Source organism: Bacillus alveayuensis (assembly GCA_030812955.1).
In the GTDB taxonomy this organism is placed as follows: domain Bacteria; phylum Bacillota; class Bacilli; order Bacillales; family Aeribacillaceae; genus Bacillus_CB; species Bacillus_CB alveayuensis.
In genome coordinates, this window is record JAUSTR010000001.1 from 743,882 (window position 1) to 767,527 (window position 23,646).

The 23,646-nt window shown below is 37.9% G+C and carries 23 protein-coding genes; 22 read left to right on the forward strand and 1 reads right to left on the reverse strand.

Annotated elements, in window-relative coordinates; genetic code table 11:
- The first annotated feature begins 64 nt into the window (after nt 1–64).
- From remA to spoVM, 13 genes are all read left to right on the forward strand, one after another.
- A complete protein-coding gene (gene remA, locus J2S06_RS03760) occupies nt 65–328 on the forward strand; it encodes an extracellular matrix/biofilm regulator RemA (protein ID WP_044895542.1) in 264 nt (87 codons plus the stop codon).
- 16 nt (nt 329–344) lie between these two features.
- Nucleotides 345–962, forward strand: a complete 618-nt coding sequence (gmk, locus tag J2S06_RS03765) for a guanylate kinase (RefSeq protein WP_459077041.1) — start codon at nt 345–347, stop codon at nt 960–962.
- 2 nt (nt 963–964) lie between these two features.
- Entirely contained in the window at nt 965–1,168 is a 204-nt protein-coding gene (gene rpoZ / locus J2S06_RS03770; RefSeq protein WP_044895544.1) for a DNA-directed RNA polymerase subunit omega, read from the forward strand.
- Nucleotides 1,169–1,359: 191 nt separating this feature from the next.
- Nucleotides 1,360–2,568, forward strand: a complete 1,209-nt coding sequence (gene coaBC, locus J2S06_RS03775; RefSeq protein ID WP_044895545.1) for a bifunctional phosphopantothenoylcysteine decarboxylase/phosphopantothenate--cysteine ligase CoaBC — start codon at nt 1,360–1,362, stop codon at nt 2,566–2,568.
- Between the two features lies 1 nt (nt 2,569).
- Nucleotides 2,570–4,984: a primosomal protein N' gene (priA, locus tag J2S06_RS03780; protein ID WP_419151322.1), complete on the forward strand. Its 2,415-nt coding sequence runs from the start codon at nt 2,570–2,572 to the stop codon at nt 4,982–4,984.
- 163 nt (nt 4,985–5,147) lie between these two features.
- The gene (gene fmt / locus J2S06_RS03785) at nt 5,148–6,083 is read left to right on the forward strand and encodes a methionyl-tRNA formyltransferase (protein ID WP_419151323.1); all 936 of its coding nucleotides are present in this window, start codon (nt 5,148–5,150) and stop codon (nt 6,081–6,083) included.
- Entirely contained in the window at nt 6,080–7,426 is a 1,347-nt protein-coding gene (rsmB, locus tag J2S06_RS03790) for a 16S rRNA (cytosine(967)-C(5))-methyltransferase RsmB (RefSeq protein ID WP_419151324.1), read from the forward strand. The genes fmt and rsmB overlap by 4 nt, the downstream gene beginning before the upstream one ends.
- A gap of 4 nt (nt 7,427–7,430) precedes the next feature.
- Nucleotides 7,431–8,522 carry a dual-specificity RNA methyltransferase RlmN gene (gene rlmN, locus J2S06_RS03795; protein ID WP_419151325.1) on the forward strand — a complete coding sequence of 364 codons (1,092 nt, stop codon included), beginning with the start codon at nt 7,431–7,433 and terminating at the stop codon, nt 8,520–8,522.
- A gap of 4 nt (nt 8,523–8,526) precedes the next feature.
- Complete coding sequence (locus J2S06_RS03800) at nt 8,527–9,285, forward strand: Stp1/IreP family PP2C-type Ser/Thr phosphatase (protein ID WP_044895550.1); 759 nt, start codon at nt 8,527–8,529, stop codon at nt 9,283–9,285.
- Entirely contained in the window at nt 9,279–11,249 is a 1,971-nt protein-coding gene (pknB, locus tag J2S06_RS03805) for a Stk1 family PASTA domain-containing Ser/Thr kinase (protein WP_419151326.1), read from the forward strand. The genes J2S06_RS03800 and pknB overlap by 7 nt, the downstream gene beginning before the upstream one ends.
- 22 nt (nt 11,250–11,271) lie before the next feature.
- On the forward strand, nt 11,272–12,156 hold the full coding sequence (gene rsgA / locus J2S06_RS03810) for a ribosome small subunit-dependent GTPase A (protein ID WP_044895552.1): 885 nt from the start codon (nt 11,272–11,274) through the stop codon (nt 12,154–12,156).
- A 4-nt stretch (nt 12,157–12,160) separates the two neighbouring features.
- A complete protein-coding gene (gene rpe, locus J2S06_RS03815) occupies nt 12,161–12,811 on the forward strand; it encodes a ribulose-phosphate 3-epimerase (protein ID WP_044895553.1) in 651 nt (216 codons plus the stop codon).
- A gap of 679 nt (nt 12,812–13,490) precedes the next feature.
- Entirely contained in the window at nt 13,491–13,571 is an 81-nt protein-coding gene (gene spoVM / locus J2S06_RS03820; RefSeq protein WP_044895554.1) for a stage V sporulation protein SpoVM, read from the forward strand.
- Between the two features lie 79 nt (nt 13,572–13,650).
- On the opposite strand, the gene rpmB is transcribed toward spoVM, so the two are convergent.
- The gene (gene rpmB, locus J2S06_RS03825; RefSeq protein WP_044895555.1) at nt 13,651–13,839 is read right to left on the reverse strand and encodes a 50S ribosomal protein L28; all 189 of its coding nucleotides are present in this window, start codon (nt 13,837–13,839) and stop codon (nt 13,651–13,653) included.
- Nucleotides 13,840–14,098: 259 nt separating this feature from the next.
- Here rpmB and J2S06_RS03830 point away from each other — a divergent pair, with 259 nt between their 5' ends.
- The 9 genes from J2S06_RS03830 (at nt 14,099) to fabG (ending at nt 23,611) form a co-directional block, all read left to right on the forward strand.
- Nucleotides 14,099–14,461 (forward strand): Asp23/Gls24 family envelope stress response protein, encoded by a 363-nt coding sequence (locus J2S06_RS03830; RefSeq protein ID WP_044895556.1) that lies wholly within the window; start codon nt 14,099–14,101, stop codon nt 14,459–14,461.
- Between the two features lie 19 nt (nt 14,462–14,480).
- Complete coding sequence (locus tag J2S06_RS03835; protein WP_419151327.1) at nt 14,481–16,151, forward strand: DAK2 domain-containing protein; 1,671 nt, start codon at nt 14,481–14,483, stop codon at nt 16,149–16,151.
- Nucleotides 16,152–16,602: 451 nt separating this feature from the next.
- A complete protein-coding gene (gene sdaAB, locus J2S06_RS03840; RefSeq protein ID WP_044895558.1) occupies nt 16,603–17,265 on the forward strand; it encodes an L-serine ammonia-lyase, iron-sulfur-dependent subunit beta in 663 nt (220 codons plus the stop codon).
- A gap of 28 nt (nt 17,266–17,293) precedes the next feature.
- A complete protein-coding gene (gene sdaAA / locus J2S06_RS03845; protein ID WP_419151328.1) occupies nt 17,294–18,184 on the forward strand; it encodes an L-serine ammonia-lyase, iron-sulfur-dependent, subunit alpha in 891 nt (296 codons plus the stop codon).
- On the forward strand, nt 18,171–20,219 hold the full coding sequence (gene recG / locus J2S06_RS03850) for an ATP-dependent DNA helicase RecG (protein WP_419151457.1): 2,049 nt from the start codon (nt 18,171–18,173) through the stop codon (nt 20,217–20,219). Before sdaAA ends, recG begins: the two co-directional genes overlap by 14 nt.
- Before the next feature lie 101 nt (nt 20,220–20,320).
- A complete protein-coding gene (gene fapR, locus J2S06_RS03855) occupies nt 20,321–20,923 on the forward strand; it encodes a transcription factor FapR (RefSeq protein WP_044895560.1) in 603 nt (200 codons plus the stop codon).
- Nucleotides 20,907–21,905 carry a phosphate acyltransferase PlsX gene (gene plsX / locus J2S06_RS03860; RefSeq protein ID WP_044895561.1) on the forward strand — a complete coding sequence of 333 codons (999 nt, stop codon included), beginning with the start codon at nt 20,907–20,909 and terminating at the stop codon, nt 21,903–21,905. The genes fapR and plsX overlap by 17 nt, the downstream gene beginning before the upstream one ends.
- A 21-nt stretch (nt 21,906–21,926) precedes the next feature.
- Nucleotides 21,927–22,871, forward strand: coding sequence for an ACP S-malonyltransferase (gene fabD, locus J2S06_RS03865; protein ID WP_044895562.1), 945 nt, complete (start codon nt 21,927–21,929; stop codon nt 22,869–22,871).
- On the forward strand, nt 22,871–23,611 hold the full coding sequence (fabG, locus tag J2S06_RS03870; RefSeq protein ID WP_419151329.1) for a 3-oxoacyl-[acyl-carrier-protein] reductase: 741 nt from the start codon (nt 22,871–22,873) through the stop codon (nt 23,609–23,611). The genes fabD and fabG overlap by 1 nt, the downstream gene beginning before the upstream one ends.
- Nucleotides 23,612–23,646: the final 35 nt, after the last annotated feature.

Genomic DNA, 23,646 nt, shown 5'->3' on the forward strand with positions numbered 1-23,646 from the left:
ATAGCGGAAGGTTTTCAAATAGGAAGCAAGGTGGTTACGATAGAAAATGTAGGGGGACTCATTTATGGGAATAAAATTAATCAATATTGGATTTGGAAATATTGTTTCGGCAGATCGGATTATTTCAATTGTTAGTCCGGAGTCAGCTCCAATTAAACGGATTATTCAAGATGCACGTGATCGTGGCATGCTTATTGATGCTACATATGGAAGAAGAACTAGAGCGGTTGTAATAATGGATAGTGACCATATCATCCTCTCAGCTGTACAGCCGGAGACCGTCGCTCAAAGACTTACAAATAAAGATGAGCTAACAGAAGAAGGGTAGGGATGTAAGAGAGATGATCAAACGCGAAAAAGGATTATTAATTGTTTTATCAGGTCCTTCTGGTGTCGGAAAAGGAACGGTTCGAAAAGCATTATTTGCACAAGAGGATGTCGATTTTCAGTATTCCATTTCAATGACAACTCGCAAACCGCGCGAAGGTGAAGTGGATGGAGTGGATTATTTCTTTAAAACACGTGAAGAATTTGAACAGCTTATTCGTGAAAATAAATTACTTGAATGGGCAGAATATGTTGGAAATTACTATGGAACCCCTATTGATTACGTTGAGAAAACGTTAAATGAGGGAAAGGATGTTTTTTTAGAGATTGAGGTGCAAGGAGCCATTCAAGTGAGAAAGGCTTTCCCAGAAGGATTATTTATCTTTTTAATGCCGCCTAGCTTAGATGAATTAAAAAATCGAATTGTGACTAGAGGCACTGAATCAGAAGATTTAATTCAAAATCGAATGAAGGTGGCAAAAGAAGAAATTGAAATGATGCATGAATACGATTATATTGTCGTTAATGATCAAGTCAATTTAGCATGCGAACGAATAAAAGCTATTGTGATGGCTGAGCATTGCCGCCGCGAACGTGTCGAGCATCAATATAAAAAAATGTTGGAGGTTGAATAGTCATGCTTTATCCATCTATCGATTCATTATTAAAAAAAATAAATTCAAAGTATACATTAGTATCAGTTGCTGCTAAACGCGCACGTGAAATGCAGCAAAACAACGATCAGCAAATTGAAAAAACAAAATCAGTAAAATTTGTTGGAAAAGCACTTGAGGAAATTGATGCCAATTTGCTTTACTATGAAAAGAGTGATGCGAAGTAAAAAAGCCTTGGACATGACTTCGTACAACGATTTGCGCTTATTAAATGGGTTGTGGTGTTAAGAAACGTATCATGTTCGAACCAAAACTTTTTACGACAAAATAAGTAACAACCTTTCCATAGGTTGTTATTTTTTTCAGTTTTTTAAAATGAGTGATGATCAAGGACATGTTTTTACTTAGGGGGATGAAGATGAAAAATAAACATATTTTACTATGTGTAACGGGTGGTATTGCAGTATATAAAGCAGCCGCATTAACGAGCAAATTAGTCCAAAAAGGAGCAAATGTTAAAGTCATCATGACGGAATCGGCATCTAAATTCGTATCCCCGTTAACATTTCAAGCCTTGTCACGAAACGAAGTTTTTATGGATACATTTGATGAAAAAAACCCAAAAGTCATTGCACATATTGATTTAGCAGATTGGGCAGATTTAGTCATTGTCGCCCCTGCAACAGCGAATATCATTGGAAAAATAGCAAACGGTATTGCTGATGATATGGTTACAACTACACTATTAGCAACATCTGCCCCTGTTTGGATTGCACCTGCCATGAATGTACATATGTATGAGCATCCGGCTGTAAAACGCAATATGGAAACTTTAGCAAGGGATGGATATCAATTGATTGAGCCATCAGAAGGTTTTTTAGCATGTGGATATGTGGGAAAAGGCCGTTTAGAGGAACCGGAAAATATTGTTACTCTCATTGAGCATTATTTCGCACACCCATTACAGCCGTCACCTCTTAAAGATAAAACGATTATGGTTACAGCAGGCCCTACGAGAGAGAAAATCGATCCTGTCCGTTTTCTTACGAATCATTCTACCGGAAAGATGGGCTATGCCATTGCAAAAGAAGCGGCCCACTTAGGAGCAAACGTCATTTTAATATCAGGGCCGACTTCGCTTACGCCACCTAATCATGTCACCTTTATTTCGGTTGAAAGTGCTCATGAGATGTACGAAAAAGTCATGCATTTTTATAAATCTTCTGATATTGTCATTAAATCAGCTGCCGTTGCTGACTATAAGCCCAAAAACGTTTATGAGCAAAAAATGAAAAAGAAAAACGGAGATTTAATCATCGAGCTCGAACGTACAACGGATATTTTAAAAGAATTAGGGAAGGCAAAAGAAAAGCAAATATTAATTGGTTTTGCAGCTGAAACGAATGATGTAGAAAAATATGCCCGCAAAAAGCTCGAAACGAAAAATTTGGACATGATTGTAGCGAATAATGTGTCACAAAACGGTGCTGGCTTCGCTACTGATACAAATATCGTAACAATTTTCCATAAAAATGGTGAATCCATCAAATACCCGCAGATGAGTAAAAAGGAAGTTGCTAAAGTGATTCTTAAGGAAATTGAAAAGATTGTAGAAGGAGTAAAATGAAATGCGGTATGCAAGCGTCATTGTTGATTTGAAAGTATCGCAAACGGATCGGAGCTTTGATTACGAAATTCCCCATGAATGGCGCGGGATCATAAAACCAGGCATGCGCGTTGTCGTTCCGTTTGGTTCCCGTAAACTGCAAGGATTTGTTGTCGAAGTAAAAGATGAATCAGCAGTTAAAAAAGTAAAAGCGATTGACGAACTGTTAGATCCAACTCCAGTGTTAAATGAAGAACTGTTAAAGCTTGGGGAATGGTTAACAGAATCGACATTATGCTTTAAAATCACGGCATTTCAAGCAATGCTTCCTTCAGCTTTAAAAGCGAATTATCAAAAGGAGCTTTTGATCCATAAAGATCGTTCCTATGAACATCTTCATCCTGACATTCAAACACTTTTTCAAAAAAATAAAAAATTAGATTTGAACAAAGCGTGTAAAAGTCCATATTTTCACGTAATTCAAAAAGAAATTGAAGCAGGAAATCTTGAAGTTCAATATGTTGTCAAACAAAAAACGAATAAACGAACCATTAAACAAATAAAGGCGATCGCATCAAAAAAGGAATTGCAAGCATTCCTATCTAAACTACCTAAACAAGCAAACAAACAAAAAAGGATTCTTCAATTTTTTATCGAGAACGATGATCCCATTCCATTAAAGAAACTATTAGAAGAAGTCCAATGCACCGTTTCGTCCGTTAAAACGTTGATCGATAAAAAAATGTTATTAGAAGAAGAAGTAGAAGTTTATCGAGATCCTTATGAAAAAGAACATTTTGAAAAGACAAATCCATTGCCGCTAACAAATGAACAAACAAAAGCGATTCAACCAATTTTAGCATCACTGGAAAAAGAACAGCATGATGTTTTTTTAATGTATGGTGTAACAGGCAGCGGAAAAACAGAAATATATTTACAAGCGATTGAAGAAGTTTTAAAAAAAGGAAAAGAAGCAATCGTTTTAGTACCAGAGATATCTTTAACGCCTCAAATGGTACAGCGCTTTAAAGGAAGATTTGGATCGAAAGTAGCGGTGTTACATAGCGGCTTATCAACAGGTGAAAAATATGATGAATGGCGCAAAATTGACCGTGGTGAAGTAAAACTCGTCGTAGGTGCAAGATCTGCCATTTTTGCACCATTTCAAAATATTGGTATTATTATTATTGATGAAGAACATGAAACGAGTTATAAGCAGGAGGAAAACCCTCGTTACCATGCAAGAGAAGTGGCAATTTATCGTGGAAAATACCACAGTTGTCCAGTTGTATTAGGAAGTGCTACACCGACATTGGAATCGTATGCACGGGCTCAAAAAGGCGTATACAACCTTCTCACTTTAACGGAACGAGTAAACAAACGACCATTGCCTACTGTAGAGATTGTCGATATGCGAGAGGAGCTTCGCAAAGGAAACAGAACGATGTTTTCAGAAAGCCTCTATACAAAGTTGAAAAATCGACTAGAAAATGGTGAACAAGCCGTCTTATTTCTCAATAAACGGGGATATTCTTCTTTTGTTATGTGTCGTGATTGCGGTTTTGTCATCTCCTGTCCACATTGTGATATTTCGTTAACTTATCACCGCTTTGATGAAAAACTAAAATGTCATTATTGTGGCTATGAAGAGATGATGCCTCCACATTGTCCTGATTGCAAAAGCAAGTATATCCGCTTTTTTGGTACAGGGACTCAAAGGGTAGAAGAAGAAATCGCTAAAGTGCTGCCTGAAGCGAGAGTGATTCGAATGGACAACGATACGACGAGTCGGAAAGGAGCTCACGAAAAGCTTCTTAAATCATTTGGACGGAAAGAAGCTGATATTTTACTTGGGACACAAATGATTGCGAAAGGGCTTGATTTTCAAGATGTAACGTTAGTTGGCGTTTTAACAGCCGATACGATGCTTCATCTACCGGATTTTCGTGCTAGTGAAAAAACATTCCAATTATTAACACAAGTAAGTGGGAGAGCGGGGAGACATACGTTGCCTGGTGAGGTAGTCATTCAAACGTATGTTCCAGAACATTACAGTATTCAGCTTGCGCAAAGGCATGATTATGCTCTTTTTTTTCAAAAAGAAATGTATATTCGTAAACTCCACCATTACCCTCCATATTACTATCTTGTGTTAATTACCGTATCACATCAAGAGGTCACAAAGGCGCTTTCGACTGCCGAACATATTTCACTATTTATGAAGAAACGATTATCTGACAAAGCGCAAATTTTAGGTCCTGTGAGCTCACCTATTCCTAGAATCAATGATAGATATCGCTATCAATGCATGATAAAATACAAGCGGGAATCATCCTTATATGAATCATTAAAAGCTATTCTTAAGCATTATCAACAAGAAATGAACCAAACGGATTTAACAATTTCCATTGATTTAAATCCATTGATGTTAATGTAAGTCTGAAATGATGAAATATCGTGAACAATAGAGAAAAGTGAAAAGCTTTCGTATCGTCTCCTAAAAAACATATGCGAAAAACCCATTATTCGAAGTAAACGGATCATCTTTTTTTATTTGTTCGAAAACATATGTTAGTTGAAGTTAGAAGGGTGATGTAGAAATGGTAAAAGTCGTCTTTATGGGGACACCGGATTTTGCGGTACCTATATTCGAACAATTATTAGAGGACAAATATCATGTAGTGGCAGTTGTCACTCAGCCAGACAGGCCTAAAGGGAGAAAAAAAGTTTTAACACCGCCACCAATGAAAGTGGCGGCACAAAAGCATCAAATACCGGTATTACAGCCGGAAAAAATTCAGGAAAAAGAGGAAATTGACAGAGTTTTATCTTTTGAGCCAGACTTGATTGTTACGGCTGCATTTGGACAAATATTGCCAAAAGAGCTTCTAGAGGAGCCCCCATTTGGGTGTATTAACGTTCATGCTTCACTTCTTCCCGAATTAAGAGGAGGAGCTCCCATTCATTACGCAATATTAGAAGGAAAGAAAAAAACAGGTGTGACGATTATGTATATGGTTGAAAAGCTTGACGCAGGAGATATTCTTTCGCAAATTGAAGTTCCGATTGCTGAAAACGATCATGTTGGTTCCTTGCATGATAAGCTAAGTAAAGCAGGAGCTCGATTACTTTCCGACACGATGCCAAAACTGCTAAAGGGTGAGTTAAAGCCGATTCCACAAGATGAATCGAAAGCAACTTTTGCATATAACATTAAGAGGGAGCAAGAAAAAATTGATTGGTCGAAAACAGGAGAGGAAATTTATAATCATATCCGCGGCTTAAATCCTTGGCCAGTTGCGTATACAACGTTATCTGGAAAAGTGTTGAAAATATGGTGGGGAGAAAAAGTTCATGAAAATAAACCATTTTCTCCTGGGACGGTTATTCGAGTGGAACGAGATGGTATTGTTGTGGCAACAGGGAATGAGATTGCAATTAAAATCACTGAAATTCAACCATCTGGTAAAAAAAGAATGAGCGGTGAGGAATTTGTTAGAGGTGCACAAATTAAAGCAGGGATGACGTTTGAATGAAAAAGTTGAAAAATGTTCGAACAGCGGCGTTGGATGGGCTGTTAGCCATTGAAAAAAATCAAGCATATAGTCATTTATTGCTGCATTCGCTCATTGAAAAAAATGATATTCGACCAAAAGATATCGGATTATTAACAGAACTTGTATATGGAACACTGCAGCGTAAGCTAACACTTGATTTCTATTTATCTCCATTTTTAAAAGAAAAGAAAAAAATAGAAGATTGGGTTCGGCTGCTATTATGGATGTCTTTATATCAGATGGTTTATTTAGATCGTGTTCCCGACCGTGCCGTTTTGTTTGAAGCAGTTGAAATTGCCAAATCTCGTGGACATAAAGGGATTGCCTCATTTGTCAATGGAATTTTAAGAAATATACAAAGAGAGGGTCTTCCATCTATTGAGGATATTGAAGATGATTTTGAAAGAATTTCCATTCAATCAAGCACACCGATTTGGCTCGTTCGCCGATTTGCCGAACAATATGGACTAGAAACGGCAGAAAAAATTTGTATGTCGCAGCTTCTGCCTCCAAATCAAACGGCTCGCGTTAACTTGAACAAAACAAATGTACATGAGCTGATCAATAGGTTAAAAATAGAAGGAATTGAGGCAACGGCAGGTGAATTAGCCCCTGAAGCGATTAAAGTGTTAAAAGGAAATGTAGCAAAAAGTGAAAGCTTTCAAAAAGGTTATATGACCATTCAGGATGAAAGCTCCATGTTAGTGGCCAAAGCTCTTGATATTCAAGAAAACGAACATGTTTTAGATAGTTGTGCAGCTCCAGGAGGGAAATCAACTCATATCGCAGAAATGTTATCTAATACAGGAAAAGTTGTGTCTTTAGATTTGCATGAGCATAAAGTAAAATTAATTGAAGGACAAGCAAAGCGGCTCGGATTGCCGAATATCGAAACGAAAACATTAGATAGCCGCCATGTGGCCAACCATTTTCCAGTCCATTCATTTGATAAAATTTTAGTCGATGCTCCATGTACGGGGTTCGGAGTCATTAGAAGAAAGCCTGAAATTAAATATACAAAAACGGAACGTGACATCAAAGCCTTATCCAACATTCAGAAAGAAATTTTAGATGCTGTAGCGCCGCTGTTAAAGCCTGGAGGAATATTAGTTTATAGTACATGTACGATCGATCAAGAAGAAAATTCCGAAGTCATCAAAAGCTTTTTAGCCAAACATCAAGAATTTACTCACGATGAAAAATTAGTGGATCGCCTGCCGAAAAAAGTAAAAGACTACATTTCTTTCGGTCAAATTCAAATATTACCACACTATTTTGGAACAGATGGATTTTATATTTCAGCGTTAAGAAAGAAGGTGTGACAACATGGAAAAAACAACACGTAAACAGAAAATCTTTGCACCCAAAGCGAGTAAACCATCCATTTATTCTTTAGAGCTATCTTCCTTAAAGAACTGGTTAACGGAAAATGGAGAAAAAACGTTTCGAGCAGCGCAAATGTTTGATTGGCTCTATAAAAAACGTGTCACGTCTTTTGACGAGATGACGAATTTATCGAAGGAGCTACGAATGAAATTAGCTGAACATTTTACGATAACAACGTTAAAACCGATTGTACAGCAAACATCAAAAGATGGTACGATGAAATTTTTATTTGAACTGGCTGACGGCTATTCGATTGAAACGGTTTTAATGCGGCATGATTACGGCAATTCTGTTTGTGTTACAACACAAGTTGGCTGTCGAATCGGCTGTACGTTTTGTGCTTCAACGCTAGGAGGATTAAAAAGGAATTTAGAAGCAGGAGAAATTGTTGCTCAAGTTGTACGAGTGCAAAAAGCACTGGATGAAATGGATGAAAGAGTTAGTCATGTTGTCATTATGGGAATTGGTGAACCGTTTGATAATTATGATGAAATGCTATCATTTTTACGCATTATTAATGATCACAAAGGATTAAATATTGGGGCAAGGCACATTACGGTATCAACGAGCGGAATCATCCCAAAAATTTATCGATTTGCTGATGAAAATATGCAAATCAATTTTGCTATTTCATTACATGCTCCAAATATGGAATTAAGATCCAAATTGATGCCCATAAATAAAGCATACCGGCTTCCTGACTTAATGGACGCTGTTCGATATTATATTGAAAAGACAGGAAGACGTGTGACTTTTGAATATGGGCTATTCGGTGGTGTGAATGATCAAGTAGAGCATGCGAAAGAGTTAGCAAGTTTAATAAAAGGATTAAAATGCCACGTTAATTTAATTCCTGTTAACTATGTACCGGAACGTAACTATGTAAGAACACCAAGAGATCAAATTTTTCGATTTGAACGGACATTAAAAAAAGAAGGGATTCATGTCACGATTCGACGGGAGCACGGGCATGATATTGATGCGGCTTGTGGTCAATTGCGGGCAAAGGAGCGAAAAGAGGAGACGAGGTGAACACATGAAAGCAATTTATTTAACCGATAAAGGAAGAGTTCGTCCCCATAATGAAGATTCTGTTGGTGTCATACGAAATCCTCATGGACAGCTGCTTGCAATTGTTGCTGACGGAATGGGAGGGCATCTTGCTGGGGATGTTGCAAGTCAGTTGACGATACAGCATTTTAAAAAACGGTGGAATGAAGCGGAGAAAATGACTTCTGCAAAGATGGCAGAAACATGGTTTAAGGAAAGTATAGAAGCAGTGAATAGCAGTTTGTTTGATCATGCCAACAAAAATCCGGAATGTAAAGGGATGGGTACGACATTTGTTGGAGCGATTTGCACGGAACATTATGCAACAATCAGCCACATCGGTGATAGCCGCTGCTATATTTTTAATAAGAGCGGCTTTCAGCAAATTACCGAAGATCATTCATTAGTAAATGAGCTTGTAAAATCAGGGCAAATTAGCAAAGAAGATGCAAAAGAGCACCCAAGGAAAAATATTTTATTAAGAGCTTTAGGCACAGAACAAACAGTAAGTGCAGATATTAAAACAATTGGGTTAGAACATAACGACATCGTGATGCTTTGCTCAGATGGTCTATCCAATAAAGTTCAAGAAAAAGAAATGATAGACATATTACAATCAGATCGGTCACTAAAAGATAAAGCGGAACAACTCATCCATCGGGCTAATGAAAATGGTGGAGAAGACAACATATCCATCGTATTATATCAACATGATTCAAGAGAAGAGAGTGATCACTGTTGTTAATAGGTAAGCGAATTAGTGGCCGATATAAAATATTAGAAGTTATTGGCGGCGGAGGAATGGCTAATGTATATTTAGCAAGAGATATTATTTTAGAACGAAATGTTGCGATTAAAATTTTACGATTTGACTTTGTGAATGATGAAGAGTTTATACGTAGATTTCGTCGTGAAGCCCAATCCGCTACAAGCTTAGACCATCCAAATATTGTTAGTATTTATGACGTGGGTGAAGAAGATAACATTTATTACATTGTGATGGAATATGTTGCTGGACAAACGTTGAAGCAATACATACAAAGGAACGCACCGCTAAATCCTCGCGAAGCCTTAAACATTATGGATCAAATCGTTTCGGCGATTGCTCATGCTCATGAAAATCATATCGTTCATCGAGACATAAAGCCTCACAATATATTAATTGATCATAATGGTAATGTGAAGGTTACCGATTTTGGTATTGCCATGGCCATAACTTCAACGACCATTACTCATACGAATTCGATTTTAGGCTCTGTTCACTATTTATCTCCTGAACAGGCTAGAGGCGGCTTGGCAACGAAAAAGTCCGATATTTATTCATTAGGAGTCGTCTTGTATGAAATGTTAGCAGGACGCTTGCCTTTTGACGGGGAGTCTGCCGTTTCTATTGCACTCAAACACCTACAATCAGAGGCTCCCTCTCCAAAAAGATGGAATCCTGCCATTCCGCAAAGTGTAGAAAATATTATTTTAAAAGCAATGGCAAAAGATCCTATACACCGATATAACTCTGTTGAAGAGATGCAGCAAGATATTTTGACGGCTTTTCATGCTGATCGAAGAAATGAAAAGAGATATACTATTCCTGAATCTAATGAAGAAGTGACAAAAGCGATTCCTATTATTCAAGATAAACCATTTGAAAAGCTGAATGAAAATACAATCGTGCATTCATCTAAAGATGAAAAACATTCCGATGGATCAAATGAAAAATCATCTGATCGAAAGCCGAGAAAGAAAAAACGACGCTGGCTAAAGTTTTTTATCATCTCCATCGTTGTGCTTATAATGGCAGCTGTTTTAGCTTTAACGGTATTACCTTCTCTTCTTTTGCCAAAAGATGTGAAAGTTCCAGACGTATCACGCATGAAATATGAAGAAGCCGTGAATCTTCTTGTTTCAAATGGATTTCATATAGATGATCCGATTATTTTAGAGAACGATGAAATTGAAGAAGGATATGTTATCAAAACGAGTCCAGAAGCAGGTGAAATGGTGAAAGAAGGAAGTTCTATTACCATTTATAAAAGTGCTGGGAAGAAAAAAGTTGCGATTGACAATTTTGTAGGAGAAGATATTGATCGTGTCCGTACGATTTTGGAAAAGAAAGGATTTTCCAATATAAACGTTGAAGAAGTTTATCACAAAGAAAACCCTGGGACTATTATTGAACAGTCGCCGGAGGAAGGTGCAGAAATCATTCCGTCTGAAGATGAGTTGAATTTTATCGTCAGCAAAGGACCACAAAAAATAAAATTAGCCGATTTAACAGGCTATACAAGGGAAGCGGTCGAAAATTATGCGAAGGATCAAAACTTAAAATTAATCGCTAAAGAGGAGCATTCCGATCAAATTCCTGAAGGTGAAGTCATTTCTCAAGCACCCAAAGCTGGTAAGGAGCTTTTGCCTGGCGAATCGATTGAAGTTGTTTTTTCATTAGGACCTGAAGAGAAACCAGTCAAAAAGGTGAAGATTGAAGTTCAGATACCGTATGAGTCAGAAGATCCAAAAGAAGAGGCAGAGGTTGAAATTTTTGTGAACGACGCTAAACATTCCTTCGATCAACCATATGAAACGTTTAAAATAACAGAACCATCAACAAAAACGATTGAACTAACAATTGAACCAGGTCAGAGCGCTTATTATCAAATTTTAGTCGATCATCGAGTCATTCTTTCCGAAACAGTACCTTATCCCGAAGATTAAAAACAGATCGAGGAGGTTACGTATGCCACAAGGCAAAATCATGAAAGCGTTAAGTGGTTTTTATTACGTTTCAGATGGAGAGAAACTCATACAATGCCGTAGCAGAGGAGTTTTTAGAAAGCATAAAATTACACCATTAGTCGGTGATAATGTTGAATATCAAGCTGAAAATGAAAAAGAAGGCTATATTTTAGAAATTTTTGAGCGAAAAAACGAATTGATTCGACCGCCAATTGCAAACATTGATTTAGCCATTTTAGTATTTTCAGCTGTAGAGCCTGAATTCAGCCCTGCTTTACTTGATCGTTTTTTAGTTTTGATCGAGGCACACGATATTACCCCTATTATTTGTATAAGCAAAATCGATTTACTCAATGATGAGGAAGAAAAAAAGCACATAGACCAATATGTTGAAAATTACCGAAAAATTGGCTATGATGTTTTTCTTATTTCATCAAAAAAACCGGAAACTGTTCATGCGTTATTCCCGGTGTTAAAAAATAAAATTTCTGTTGTCGCAGGTCAATCTGGAGTGGGGAAGTCATCTTTATTAAACTGCTTAAAACCAGATTTAAAATTAAAAACAAGCCATATATCACCGCATCTTGGGAGAGGTAAGCATACGACTCGCCATGTAGAACTAATTGAAATTGCTGGGGGGCTCGTTGCTGATACTCCTGGTTTTAGTTCCCTTGAATTCATTAATATCGAAGCAACGGAGTTATCACAATATTTTCCTGAAATGAGAGAGCTAAGTCCTAATTGTAAATTTAGAGGATGCACTCATATTAAAGAGCCTAAATGTGCCGTGAAAATGGCTCTTGAAGGAGGAAAAATTCCGGATTTCCGTTATGAACATTATTTGCATTTTTTTGAAGAAATAAAAGATAGAAAGCCGAGGTATTAAAAAAATGATCAAAATTGCACCTTCCATTTTATCTGCTGATTTCGCCAACTTAGCTGCGGAAATAAAAGATGTTGAAGCAGCTGGTGCTGATTATATTCATGTTGATGTTATGGATGGTCATTTCGTTCCAAATATTACAATTGGTCCATTAATTGTTGAGGCTATCCGTCCAGTTACAAATCTACCGTTAGATGTCCATTTAATGATTGAAAATCCAGATTTATATATTCGATCATTTAGCAAAGCAGGTGCTGATATGATATCCGTTCATGTCGAAGCTTGTACACATCTTCATCGAACTATTCAAATGATTAAATCGGAGGATAAGAAAGCTGGTGTTGTTTTGAATCCACACACTCCAGCAGCAATGATTGAACATGTCATTGAGGATGTTGATTATGTCCTGCTCATGACTGTCAATCCCGGTTTTGGTGGACAAGCGTTTATTTCTAATGTATTGCCAAAAATTAACCAAGTGGCAAAGCTCGTTCAAGAAAAAAAGGTGCAAGTAGATATTGAAGTAGATGGGGGGATTAATGCAGAAACTGCTAAAAAATGTATGGAAGCAGGTGCTAACATACTTGTTGCCGGATCTGCTATTTTTAAAGAAAAAGATCGAAAAAAGGCCATATCAGCTTTAAGAAATCATCCATAAAACAGAAGGCTGTCCCATAAGTGTTAAACTCTTAATTTGCTTAAGATTAACCACTGATTGGGCAGCTTCTTTTTTACACATTTAATCATCTTGAAGGAAAGTCTATTGACAAAGTTATAAAGTTTACAATTATAAACCATAATATAATTATGTAAACTAACAAAAGGAAATACGTTAACTCAAGTGTTTCTGTTCATTGGAAGCATGTAATTATAAGGCTTTTTTTGTAAACTTTGTTGCTTTTCGACTGTCTATGAACCAAACAAAGCACGTGTTCGGACAAATTACATTTGTCCGAACATTAGCTCTTGTTCGGTTCACGTCTCGCTACACGCGTGACATAGCAAGCGTACATCTTGCCTGACAGTCGAAAAGCTATAGTATAGTAAAGCACAACCTTTTTGAAAAGAGCTATTCATAAACATCTTTTGTCAAAGAGAACGGATGACACATGATAGTGGCCGGTAAAAAACGAGCAATGATAGTCATATTCATCTTTTTTCTACATAATGTATAAATAACGAACTTATTCATTCATTGGTACTTTTTTATTTATAAATGGCATATGATGGATGGTAAGAAGCTGTGATAGAGATGGATCCTCGTTCAACAGTATCTAAATGGAAAAGGTCGAATAATATAGTGACTAAACAGTGATTATTTTTCGAGGAGGGAAACTATGAGATTTTACACCATTAAACTTCCTAAATTTTTAGGCGGGATTATACGAGCAATGCTCGGTTCCTTTAAAAAAGAGTGAAAAACGAAAAAATTTGCTTCTATTTTAAATGTATGGGATTTTTTAGAAAAAAGCACCTTTTCTAGGTGCTTTTTTGTTATTAAACGCGCTCAACTTTACCTGATTTAAGTGCACGTGCAGAAACATACACACGTTTAGGTTTTCCGTTCACTAAAATGCGAACTTTTTGAAGGTTCGCTCCCCATTTGCGTTTAGTAGCGTTCATAGCGTGTGAGCGAGCGTTTCCGAAGCTTGCCTTTTTACCCGTAATCACGCATTTACGTGCCATATGAAAAACCTCCTTATCATCAACGAAAATCATCTAACATTAGAGCTATTAATTCAAGATACTTTAATAATTTAACATAAGGATTTGACAAATGCAATCATTTTTGCCGACACTTTCAAGAAACTATACTTGACATGAATTTGGTTTCATGCTCTATTATATTAGGAGACTTGCGGACATTGATATCCTTTCCATCCTTAGTTTATTATAGTAAAATGATTTTAGCCATAAACGTCAATGTCGAAAAGGAGGATATCTTATGTCCATTGAATTAAAAACGAATTACGGTCAAATTGATATTTCTAACGAAGTGATTGCTCAAGTTGCTGGAGGAGCTGCTGTCGATTGTTATGGGATCGTTGGAATGGCATCAAAAAATCAAATTAAAGATGGCATTTCAGAAATTTTACGGCGAGAAAATTTTAGCCGCGGCGTGATAGTCCGACAAGAAAACGATGAAATACATATCGATATGTATATTATCGTTAGTTATGGCACAAAAATTTCTGAAATTGCTCATAATGTGCAAACGAAAGTTAAATACACGTTAAATCAGATGCTAGGATTATCTGTTGATTCGATTAATATTTATGTTCAAGGAGTTCGAGTAACGACACCTTAGATAAGAGGAGGAAGAGTTTGTGTCAATAACATTATTAGATGGAAAACGTTTTGCACAAATGGTCAACCAAGGAGCTATCTACCTTTCGAACAATGCGAAAATGGTTGATGCATTAAACGTTTTTCCAGTTCCAGATGGCGATACAGGAACAAACATGAATTTATCGATTACTTCTGGAGCAAAAGAAGTTCAAAAAAATGTTGTCGACGAAATTGGCAAAGTGGCGGAAGCATTTTCTAAAGGTTTATTAATGGGAGCACGTGGAAACTCTGGAGTGATTTTATCACAACTATTTAGAGGGTTTGCGAAAGCGGTAGCAGGGAAAACCTCGATTGATTCCAAACAATTTGCTGACGCCCTGCAGTCTGGAGTTAATACAGCCTATAAGGCCGTTATGAAACCAGTGGAAGGAACGATTTTAACAGTTGCAAAAGATGCAGCAAAAAAAGCTGTTCAAGTAGCAAAACATGAGGACGATCTTGTAGTGGTTATGGAAGAAGTCGTCAAAGAAGCGAAGGAGTCGTTAAATCGCACCCCGCAATTTTTACCTATTCTTAAGGAAGTTGGCGTTGTTGATAGCGGTGGACAAGGACTCGTATTCATTTATGAAGGATTTTTGGCAGAGCTAAAAGGAGAAAAGGCGCCGGGTATGGCGAAAACGATGCCATCGATGACGGAACTCGTCAATGCAGAGCACCATAAAAGTGCGCAAAGCCATATGAATACGGAAGATATTGAATTCGGCTATTGTACGGAATTTATGGTGAAATTTGAAGAAGGTAAAAAACGATTTGATGAAGAACAGTTTCGCAACGATTTAAGCCAATTTGGAGATTCATTACTTGTCATTGCAGATGACGAATTAGCGAAGGTCCACATTCATTCAGAGCAGCCAGGAGAAGTACTTTCTTATGGGCAACAATATGGCAGTTTAATCAATATGAAAATTGAGAATATGCGAGAGCAGCATAGCAGTATTGTAGCTGGGGAATCGACAACCTCTAGCATCAAAGAAGAGAAGAAGCATGAAAAAGAAAAATACGGTATTGTAACAGTTGCAATGGGGTCAGGAATTTCGGAGTTATTTCAATCACTCGGTGCCCACCGAGTTATTGAAGGTGGACAAACGATGAATCCAAGTACTGAAGATATCGTCCGTGCGATTCAAGAAGTAAATGCCGAAAATGTGATTATTTTACCGAATAACTCCAATATTATTATGTCAGCTGAACAAGCAGCCTCCGTCGCTAAGGAAAACGTCATTGTGATTCCATCGAAAACAGTACCTCAAGGAATGTCAGCATTAATTGCCTTTAATCCAGAAGCAACGCTTGAAGAAAATGGTAAAGCAATGGAAGAGGCAATGCAACACGTTAAAACTGGGCAAGTAACATTTGCTGTTCGCGATTCAAATATAGATGGAATAGAGCTAAAAACTGGCGATTTCATGGGTATTTATGACAAAAAAATTGTGACAAAAGATCAAGATCAGATTGAAGCTGCGAAAAAGCTTTTGCAGAAAATGATTACCAATGAGGATGAAATCTTGACAATTCTTCAAGGTGAGGATGCTTCTGATCAAGAACTTGAATGCTTATTAGAATTTGTTTCCGAAACATTTGCTGATGTGGAAGTAGAGGTTCATAAAGGAAATCAACCGTTATATGCATATATATTTGCTGTAGAGTAAAGGGATTTTATGTATCAATCTTATATTGGCTTCTTTTGAGAATTGTATGTAGCTAATGCTCTCGAGTGTTTTTTAGAAACAACGCATATTTTCCTTTGCGGGAATGATATGCGTTGTTTATTTTTTTCTATTGGCTGTTTTTGTAAACTTTGTTGCTTTTCAACTGTCCATCAACCAAACAAAGCACGTGGTCGGACAAATTACATTTGTCCGTCCATCGCCTTTTGTTCGGTTCACGTCATGATTGTAAGTGACATAGAAAGCGTATTTCTTGCCTGACAGTTGAAAAGCTAGAGTATAGTAAAGCAACAATGTTTTAGATTAAAGCCTTTAAAATTTGTAAAAAATAATAAGAACTTCTAAACCTCTAATAACTGTTACCCATTACATCTTGTTATGTTTTCTGATAAACTAAAATCGGGTAAATGGATGAAGATTGTGGGGGATTTTAATGAAATATAGAAGCGTGTTTGATATTATTGGACCGATAATGATCGGTCCTTCAAGTTCACATACAGCGGGTGCAGCACGGATCGGTCGTGTTGCGAGAAGCTTATTCGAAAGAGAGCCTAAATGGGCCTCCATTTCTTTTTATGGTTCTTTTGCTAAAACTTATAAAGGTCACGGAACAGATGTAGCGATTGTAGGTGGTCTTTTAGATTTTGATACATTTGATGAAAACATAAAATCATCACTTAAGATTGCCAAAAATAAGGGAATGAACATTACCTTCATTGAGGAAGATGCGGTGGCGGATCATCCGAATACTGCTCGAGTCATAATTGGTGATGAAAAAGGCCAGCTCGAGCTTGTCGGTATTTCCATAGGAGGAGGAAAAATTGAAATTATTGAATTAAATGGTTTTCAACTAAAGCTATCGGGAAATCACCCTGCCGTATTAATCGCTCATAATGATCGCTACGGAGCCATTGCGGCTGTTGCTAATATTTTTGCGAAATATCAAATCAATATCGGACATATGGAAGTTTCCCGAAAAGAAAAAGGAAAGTTAGCCTTAATGACGATCGAAGTGGATCAAAATATACACGATAAAGTGTTAGAAGAGCTGAAAGCATTGCCAAATATTTTACAAGTTATGAAAATTGTTGAATAGCTGTATGCACATCAAGGGAGGAGCATGTATGTTTCGAAATGTTGCCGAATTAGTTGAATTAGCAGAAAGTAAGCAAATGAAAATTTCGGAAGTTATGATCCAGCAGGAAATGGAGCAATCTGGAAAAACAAGAAAAGAAGTTTTTGAATTGATGGAAAAGAACTTATCCGTGATGGAACTGGCTGTCGAAAAAGGATTGAAAGGGGTCAAATCACATTCAGGATTGACTGGCGGCGATGCTGTTCGCATTCAAAAATATATACAAAACGGTTCTTTTCTTTCTGGAAGAACGATTTTAGATGCGGTCAGTAAAGCGGTAGCAACAAATGAAGTGAACGCTGCGATGGGGACCATTTGCGCAACACCAACAGCTGGATCGGCAGGTGTTGTGCCAGGAACTCTGTTTGCAGTTAAAGAAGTGTTAAACCCAACAAGAGAACAAATGGTTGAATATTTATTTACGGCAGGTGCTTTTGGCTTTGTTATCGCAAACAATGCCTCTATTTCTGGTGCAAGTGGTGGATGTCAAGCGGAAGTAGGATCTGCAAGCGGGATGTCAGCTGCTGCAATCGTCGAAATGGCAGGCGGCACACCGAGTCAAGCGGCAGAGGCGATGGCCATTACATTAAAAAACATGCTCGGACTCGTATGCGACCCTGTTGCTGGATTAGTGGAGGTACCGTGTGTGAAACGGAATGCAATGGGGGCTGCCAACGCAATGGTTGCCGCAGATTTAGCTTTAGCAGGGGTAAAAAGTCGCATTCCATGTGATGAAGTGATTGAGGCGATGTTTAATATTGGCCAGTCAATGCCTGTAGCTTTACGAGAAACTGCACAAGGAGGTCTTGCGGCTACTCCAACAGGTCGAGAGCTTGAAGCGAAGATCTTTGGAATACCGCTCGAAAATGAAAGAAAATAAGTTGTTCCAACCAGTTTCTGTCATAAAAGGAATCGGTGAAGAAACTCAAAGTTTACTAAATAATATTGGAGTTGAATCTGTCGGCGATTTACTTGAATATTTTCCTTATCGCTATGAAGATTATCGCCTAAGAGATTTAGCGGATGTCAAGCATGAAGAAAAAGTGACGGTGGAAGGGAAGGTTTATTCAGAACCTTCTCTTACCTATTACGACCGCAAAAAATCAAGATTAACCTTTAGGCTTATAGTAGGACGTTACTTAATTAACATTGTTTGTTTTAATCGACCTTATTTAAAAAAGAAGATTTCCATTCATTTAACGGTTACCGTAACGGGAAAATGGGACCTGCATCGTCAAACGATTACAGTACAAGAATTATTTTTCGGTTCACAGCAAAAAAATGAAATCGAGCCCGTTTATTCCGTACGAGGAAATCTTACCGTAAAAGCAATGAGGCGATTTGTTCAATCGGCTTTACAAGAATACATAAATGATGTTGAGGAAACTCTTCCAGAAAATTTGCGTAAGAAATATAAGCTATTAACGAAACAAGATGCATTAAAAGGCATTCATTTTCCGAAAAATCATGATCATTTAAAGCAAGCAAGAAGAAGATTTGTATATGAAGAGTTCTTGTTATTTCAATTAAAAATGCAGGCTCTTCGAAAATTTACTCGTGAACACTCAAAAGGAATCAAGCATAAAAAACATGAAGAGTTATTGCAAAAATTTATAAGTGACTTACCGTTTCCATTAACAGGAGCACAAAAGCGAGTCGTGCAAGAAATATTGTCAGATTTATATTCGCCATACAGAATGAATCGACTATTGCAAGGGGATGTTGGGTCAGGGAAAACAGTCGTTGCCGCCATTGTCATGTATGCAGCTGTCTTATCTGGCTATCAAGCAGCATTAATGGTTCCTACGGAAATTTTAGCTGAGCAACACGCTGACTCCTTATCTAGCTTATTTGCTAAATTGCCCGTTGAAGTTGCTCTATTAACGAGCTCTATAAAAGGAAAAAAACGAACACAATTATTACAACGATTAGAAAAAGGAGAAGTTCACATCATTGTTGGGACACACGCACTCATCCAAGATGATGTCCATTTTCATCAGCTCGGTTTAGTCATTACGGATGAACAACACCGATTCGGTGTCGAACAGCGCAGGGTTTTAAGAGAGAAAGGGGAATATCCTGATGTATTATTTATGACGGCAACCCCAATTCCAAGAACATTAGCGATTACGACATTTGGTGAAATGGATGTTTCAGTCATTGATGAAATGCCTGTAGGTCGAAAAAAAGTCGAAACGTATTGGGTTAAACCAAATCATCTTGAACGGATTTTGGAATTTATCGAAAAAGAAGTTCGAAAAGGAAGACAAGCCTATGTCATTTGTCCGTTAATCGAAGAATCGGATCAGTTGGATGTTCAAAATGCTATCGACGTTCATAGTATGTTAACTCACTATTATAAAGGCAGATTCCAAATCGGTTTAATGCACGGGAGACTATCCTCGGATGAAAAAGAAGAGGTGATGAGGGCATTTACGGAAAATAAAGTTCAAGTTCTCGTTTCCACAACCGTTGTTGAAGTAGGAGTCAATGTCCCGAATGCAACGGTAATGGTCATTTATGATGCCGAAAGATTTGGCCTTAGCCAGCTCCATCAGTTGCGTGGACGCGTTGGCCGTGGAAATGAGCAGTCATATTGTATTTTACTTGCTGATCCTAAATCGGAAACTGGAAAAGAACGAATGAAAATTATGACGGAAACAAACGATGGGTTTGTTTTATCGGAAAAGGATTTAGAGCTTCGCGGACCAGGAGACTTCTTCGGAAAAAAACAAAGCGGAATGCCTGAATTCAAAATTGCCGACGTAGTTCATGATTATCGTGCATTAGAGGTAGCAAGAAGTGATGCCGCCATACTTGTGAACTCTCCTTCCTTTTGGAAAAATGATGAATATAAACCTCTTCGTGAGTATTTACGAAATACTGGTATATTAAATGGTGACAAGCTAGATTAATTTTCAGTATGAACTGAAAGTAAATGGTTGCAATCTCTTTATTATAATTATATACTACTATTAGTACCTAGTCTTAAAAGTTGTGTCGGACGGTGTCAAAAATGAAGCGAAATAAAAAAGAGCGTCAACGGTTATTAAAGAAGACGATTGCACAAAATCCGTTTGTTACAGATGAAGAGTTGGCAGAGAAATTTCAAGTCAGTATTCAAACCATTCGCCTTGATCGGTTAGAGCTATCGATTCCGGAACTTCGTGAACGGATAAAAAATGTGGCGGTGCGAAATTTAAAAGATGAAGTACGTTCTTTACCAATAGATGAAGTGATTGGAGACATTATTGACCTTGAGCTTGACCATTCTGCCATTTCCATTTTTGACGTAAAAAAGGAGCACGTTTTTAGTCGAAATCAAATTGCACGCGGCCATCATTTATTCGCACAAGCTAACTCATTAGCCGTGGCTGTTATTGACGACGAACTCGCTTTGACGAAAACGGCCACGATTCGTTTTACAAGGCAAGTAAAAGAAAATGAACGTGTTGTGGCAAAAGCGAAAGTCATAAAAATTGAACGAGAAAAAGGCCTTACCTTTGTTGAAGTAAAAAGTTATGTAGGGCAAGAACTAGTCTTTTCTGGAGAATTTGAAATGTTTCGCACTAAGAATTATGAAAAAAAGGAAGGTTCAACGAATGAAACTAGCAATTGACGCCATGGGAGGAGATCATGCTCCATATGCCATCGTAAAAGGAGTACTAAATGCATTGGATTTCTTCCAAGATATAGAAATTGAATTAATAGGGAATGAACAAGAAATCATTCCTTTGTTAAATGGAGAAAATCGTAAAAATCTCTCGATTTTACATACGGAAGAAAAAATTGATGCAACGGATGAACCTGTTCGTGCTGTTCGCCGCAAAAAGAATGCTTCAATGGTTTTAATGGCCAATCAAGTGAAAGAGAAAAAGGCAGATGCGTGTATTTCTGCTGGGAATACAGGTGCTTTAATGGCAGCAGGACTTTTCATCGTCGGACGAATTGATGGAATTGAACGACCTGCATTAGCGCCAACATTACCGACAATGGATGGAAAAGGCTTTATCATGCTTGATGTTGGCGCAAATGCTGAGGCAAAACCGAACCATCTTTATCAATACGCTCTGATGGGCTCCATTTATTCTCAAAGGGTTAGACATATTCAAAACCCGAAAGTCGGTTTGCTAAATGTCGGCACAGAAGAAAAAAAAGGAAATGAATTAACAAAACAAGCTTTTCATTTACTTTCTCAGTCCTCATTAAACTTTATTGGGAATGTTGAAGCGAGGGATTTATTAGAAGGGGTTTGTGATGTAGTGGTCACAGATGGCTTTACTGGAAATGTTGCCTTAAAGTCAATTGAAGGAACAGCGCTGTCTGTCTTTTCGATGTTAAAAAAGACGTTAACAAGTTCCTTTTCTTCTAAGCTTGCCGCTGCCTTATTAAAGCCAAAACTCATAGAGCTAAAGAAGCAGATGGACTATTCCGAATATGGCGGAGCCTGTTTATTTGGATTAAAGGCACCTGTGATTAAGGCGCATGGCTCTTCTGACGAACATGCGGTGTTTAATGCCATTCGCCAGGCAAGAGAAATGGTATTAAATCAAGTATCACTTACCATTTGCGAAGCTATTTTGAATGATGTCGATCGATGAAGGATGGAAAGGAGAACGAAAATGGGGAAAACGGCATTTCTTTTTCCGGGCCAAGGCTCGCAGCAAGTTGGGATGGGGAAAGATTTATATGAGCAAATAGATGTAAGTAAAAAAATAATGGATCAAGCTAACGAAACGCTAGGAATCGACTTAACCTCGATCATGTTTAACGGCCCTCAAGAAACATTAACATTGACATATCATGCCCAGCCAGCCCTTTTAACCGTAAGTACGGCTCTTTTGACAAAATTTAAAGAGTTTGGCATTGAAGCTGATTTTGTTGCTGGACATAGTTTAGGAGAATACAGTGCTCTTGTTGCCGCAAATGTCATGTCCTTTCAAGAGGCGGTGTATGCTGTCAGAAGACGTGGTGAATTAATGGAAGAGGCAGTCCCTGCTGGAAAAGGTGCCATGGCAGCAATTCTTGGAATGGAAAAGGAATTATTAACAGAAGTGACGAATCAAGTAACGGAGGAAGGCGATCTTGTCCAACTGGCCAACTTAAATTCTCCTTCCCAAATCGTGATTTCTGGTACGCGGGAAGGGGTTGAAAAAGCCTCTATACTGGCGAAAGAAAAAGGGGCAAAACGGGTGATTCCGCTTGAAGTAAGCGGACCATTTCACTCGGATCTCATGAAGCCGGCCGCTGAAGAGCTTAAGCATGTATTAGATGGTCTTGACATTCAAAATGCCTCCATTCCGGTTATTACAAACGTGACAGCAAAACCGATTAAAAATGGCAAGGAATTGAAAGAAAAGCTTGTAGAACAGTTATATTCACCCGTAAGATGGGAAGAATCTGTACAAACGATGATAGATTTAGGTGTCACGACATTTATTGAAATAGGTCCTGGCAAAGTGCTTTCTGGACTAGTGAAAAAAGTTAACCGCCGCGTTAAAACTTACAATATTTTTGATATAGAATCCATGACTGCTACTGTAGCAGCTTTAAAGGAGGAAAACTAATGCTTTCTGGAAAGGTCGCCCTTGTGACAGGTGCTTCACGTGGTATTGGCCGAGCTATTGCCTTTGATTTAGCTAAACATGGAGCCAATGTCGTAGTTAATTATGCTGGAAATGAAGCGATGGCAAATGAAGTGGTTGAACAAATAAAAGCACTTGGACGTGATGCATTTGCCATTAAAGCAGATGTTTCTGATTATGAAGAAGTGGCAGAAATGATTCAAGAGGTCTTAAATCGCTACAATCAATTGGATATCCTAGTCAATAATGCGGGAATTACGAAAGATAACTTGCTCATGCGAATGAAAGAAGCCGAGTGGGATGATGTGATGAACATTAATTTAAAAGGTGTTTTCCATTGCACGAAGGCTGTTACACGTCAAATGATGAAGCAGCGCTCTGGGCGGATTATTAATGTTGCCTCTATTGTCGGTGTATGCGGAAATGCTGGACAAGCGAATTATGTTGCAGCTAAAGCGGGCGTCATCGGGTTAACGAAAACAACTGCTAAGGAGCTAGCAAGCCGTAATATTACCGTTAATGCTGTCGCACCAGGCTTTATTACAACTGATATGACCGATCAATTAACGGATGCGGTGAAAGAGGAAATGTTAAAGCAAATTCCTCTAAATCGATTCGGTCGTCCTAAAGATGTCGCAAACGTTGTAACCTTTTTAGCTTCTGAAAAAAGTCAATATATCACTGGACAAACGATTCACATTGATGGTGGCATGGTTATGTAAACCTTTAAAAAATGAAGTTTTTGTAGTCATTTTTT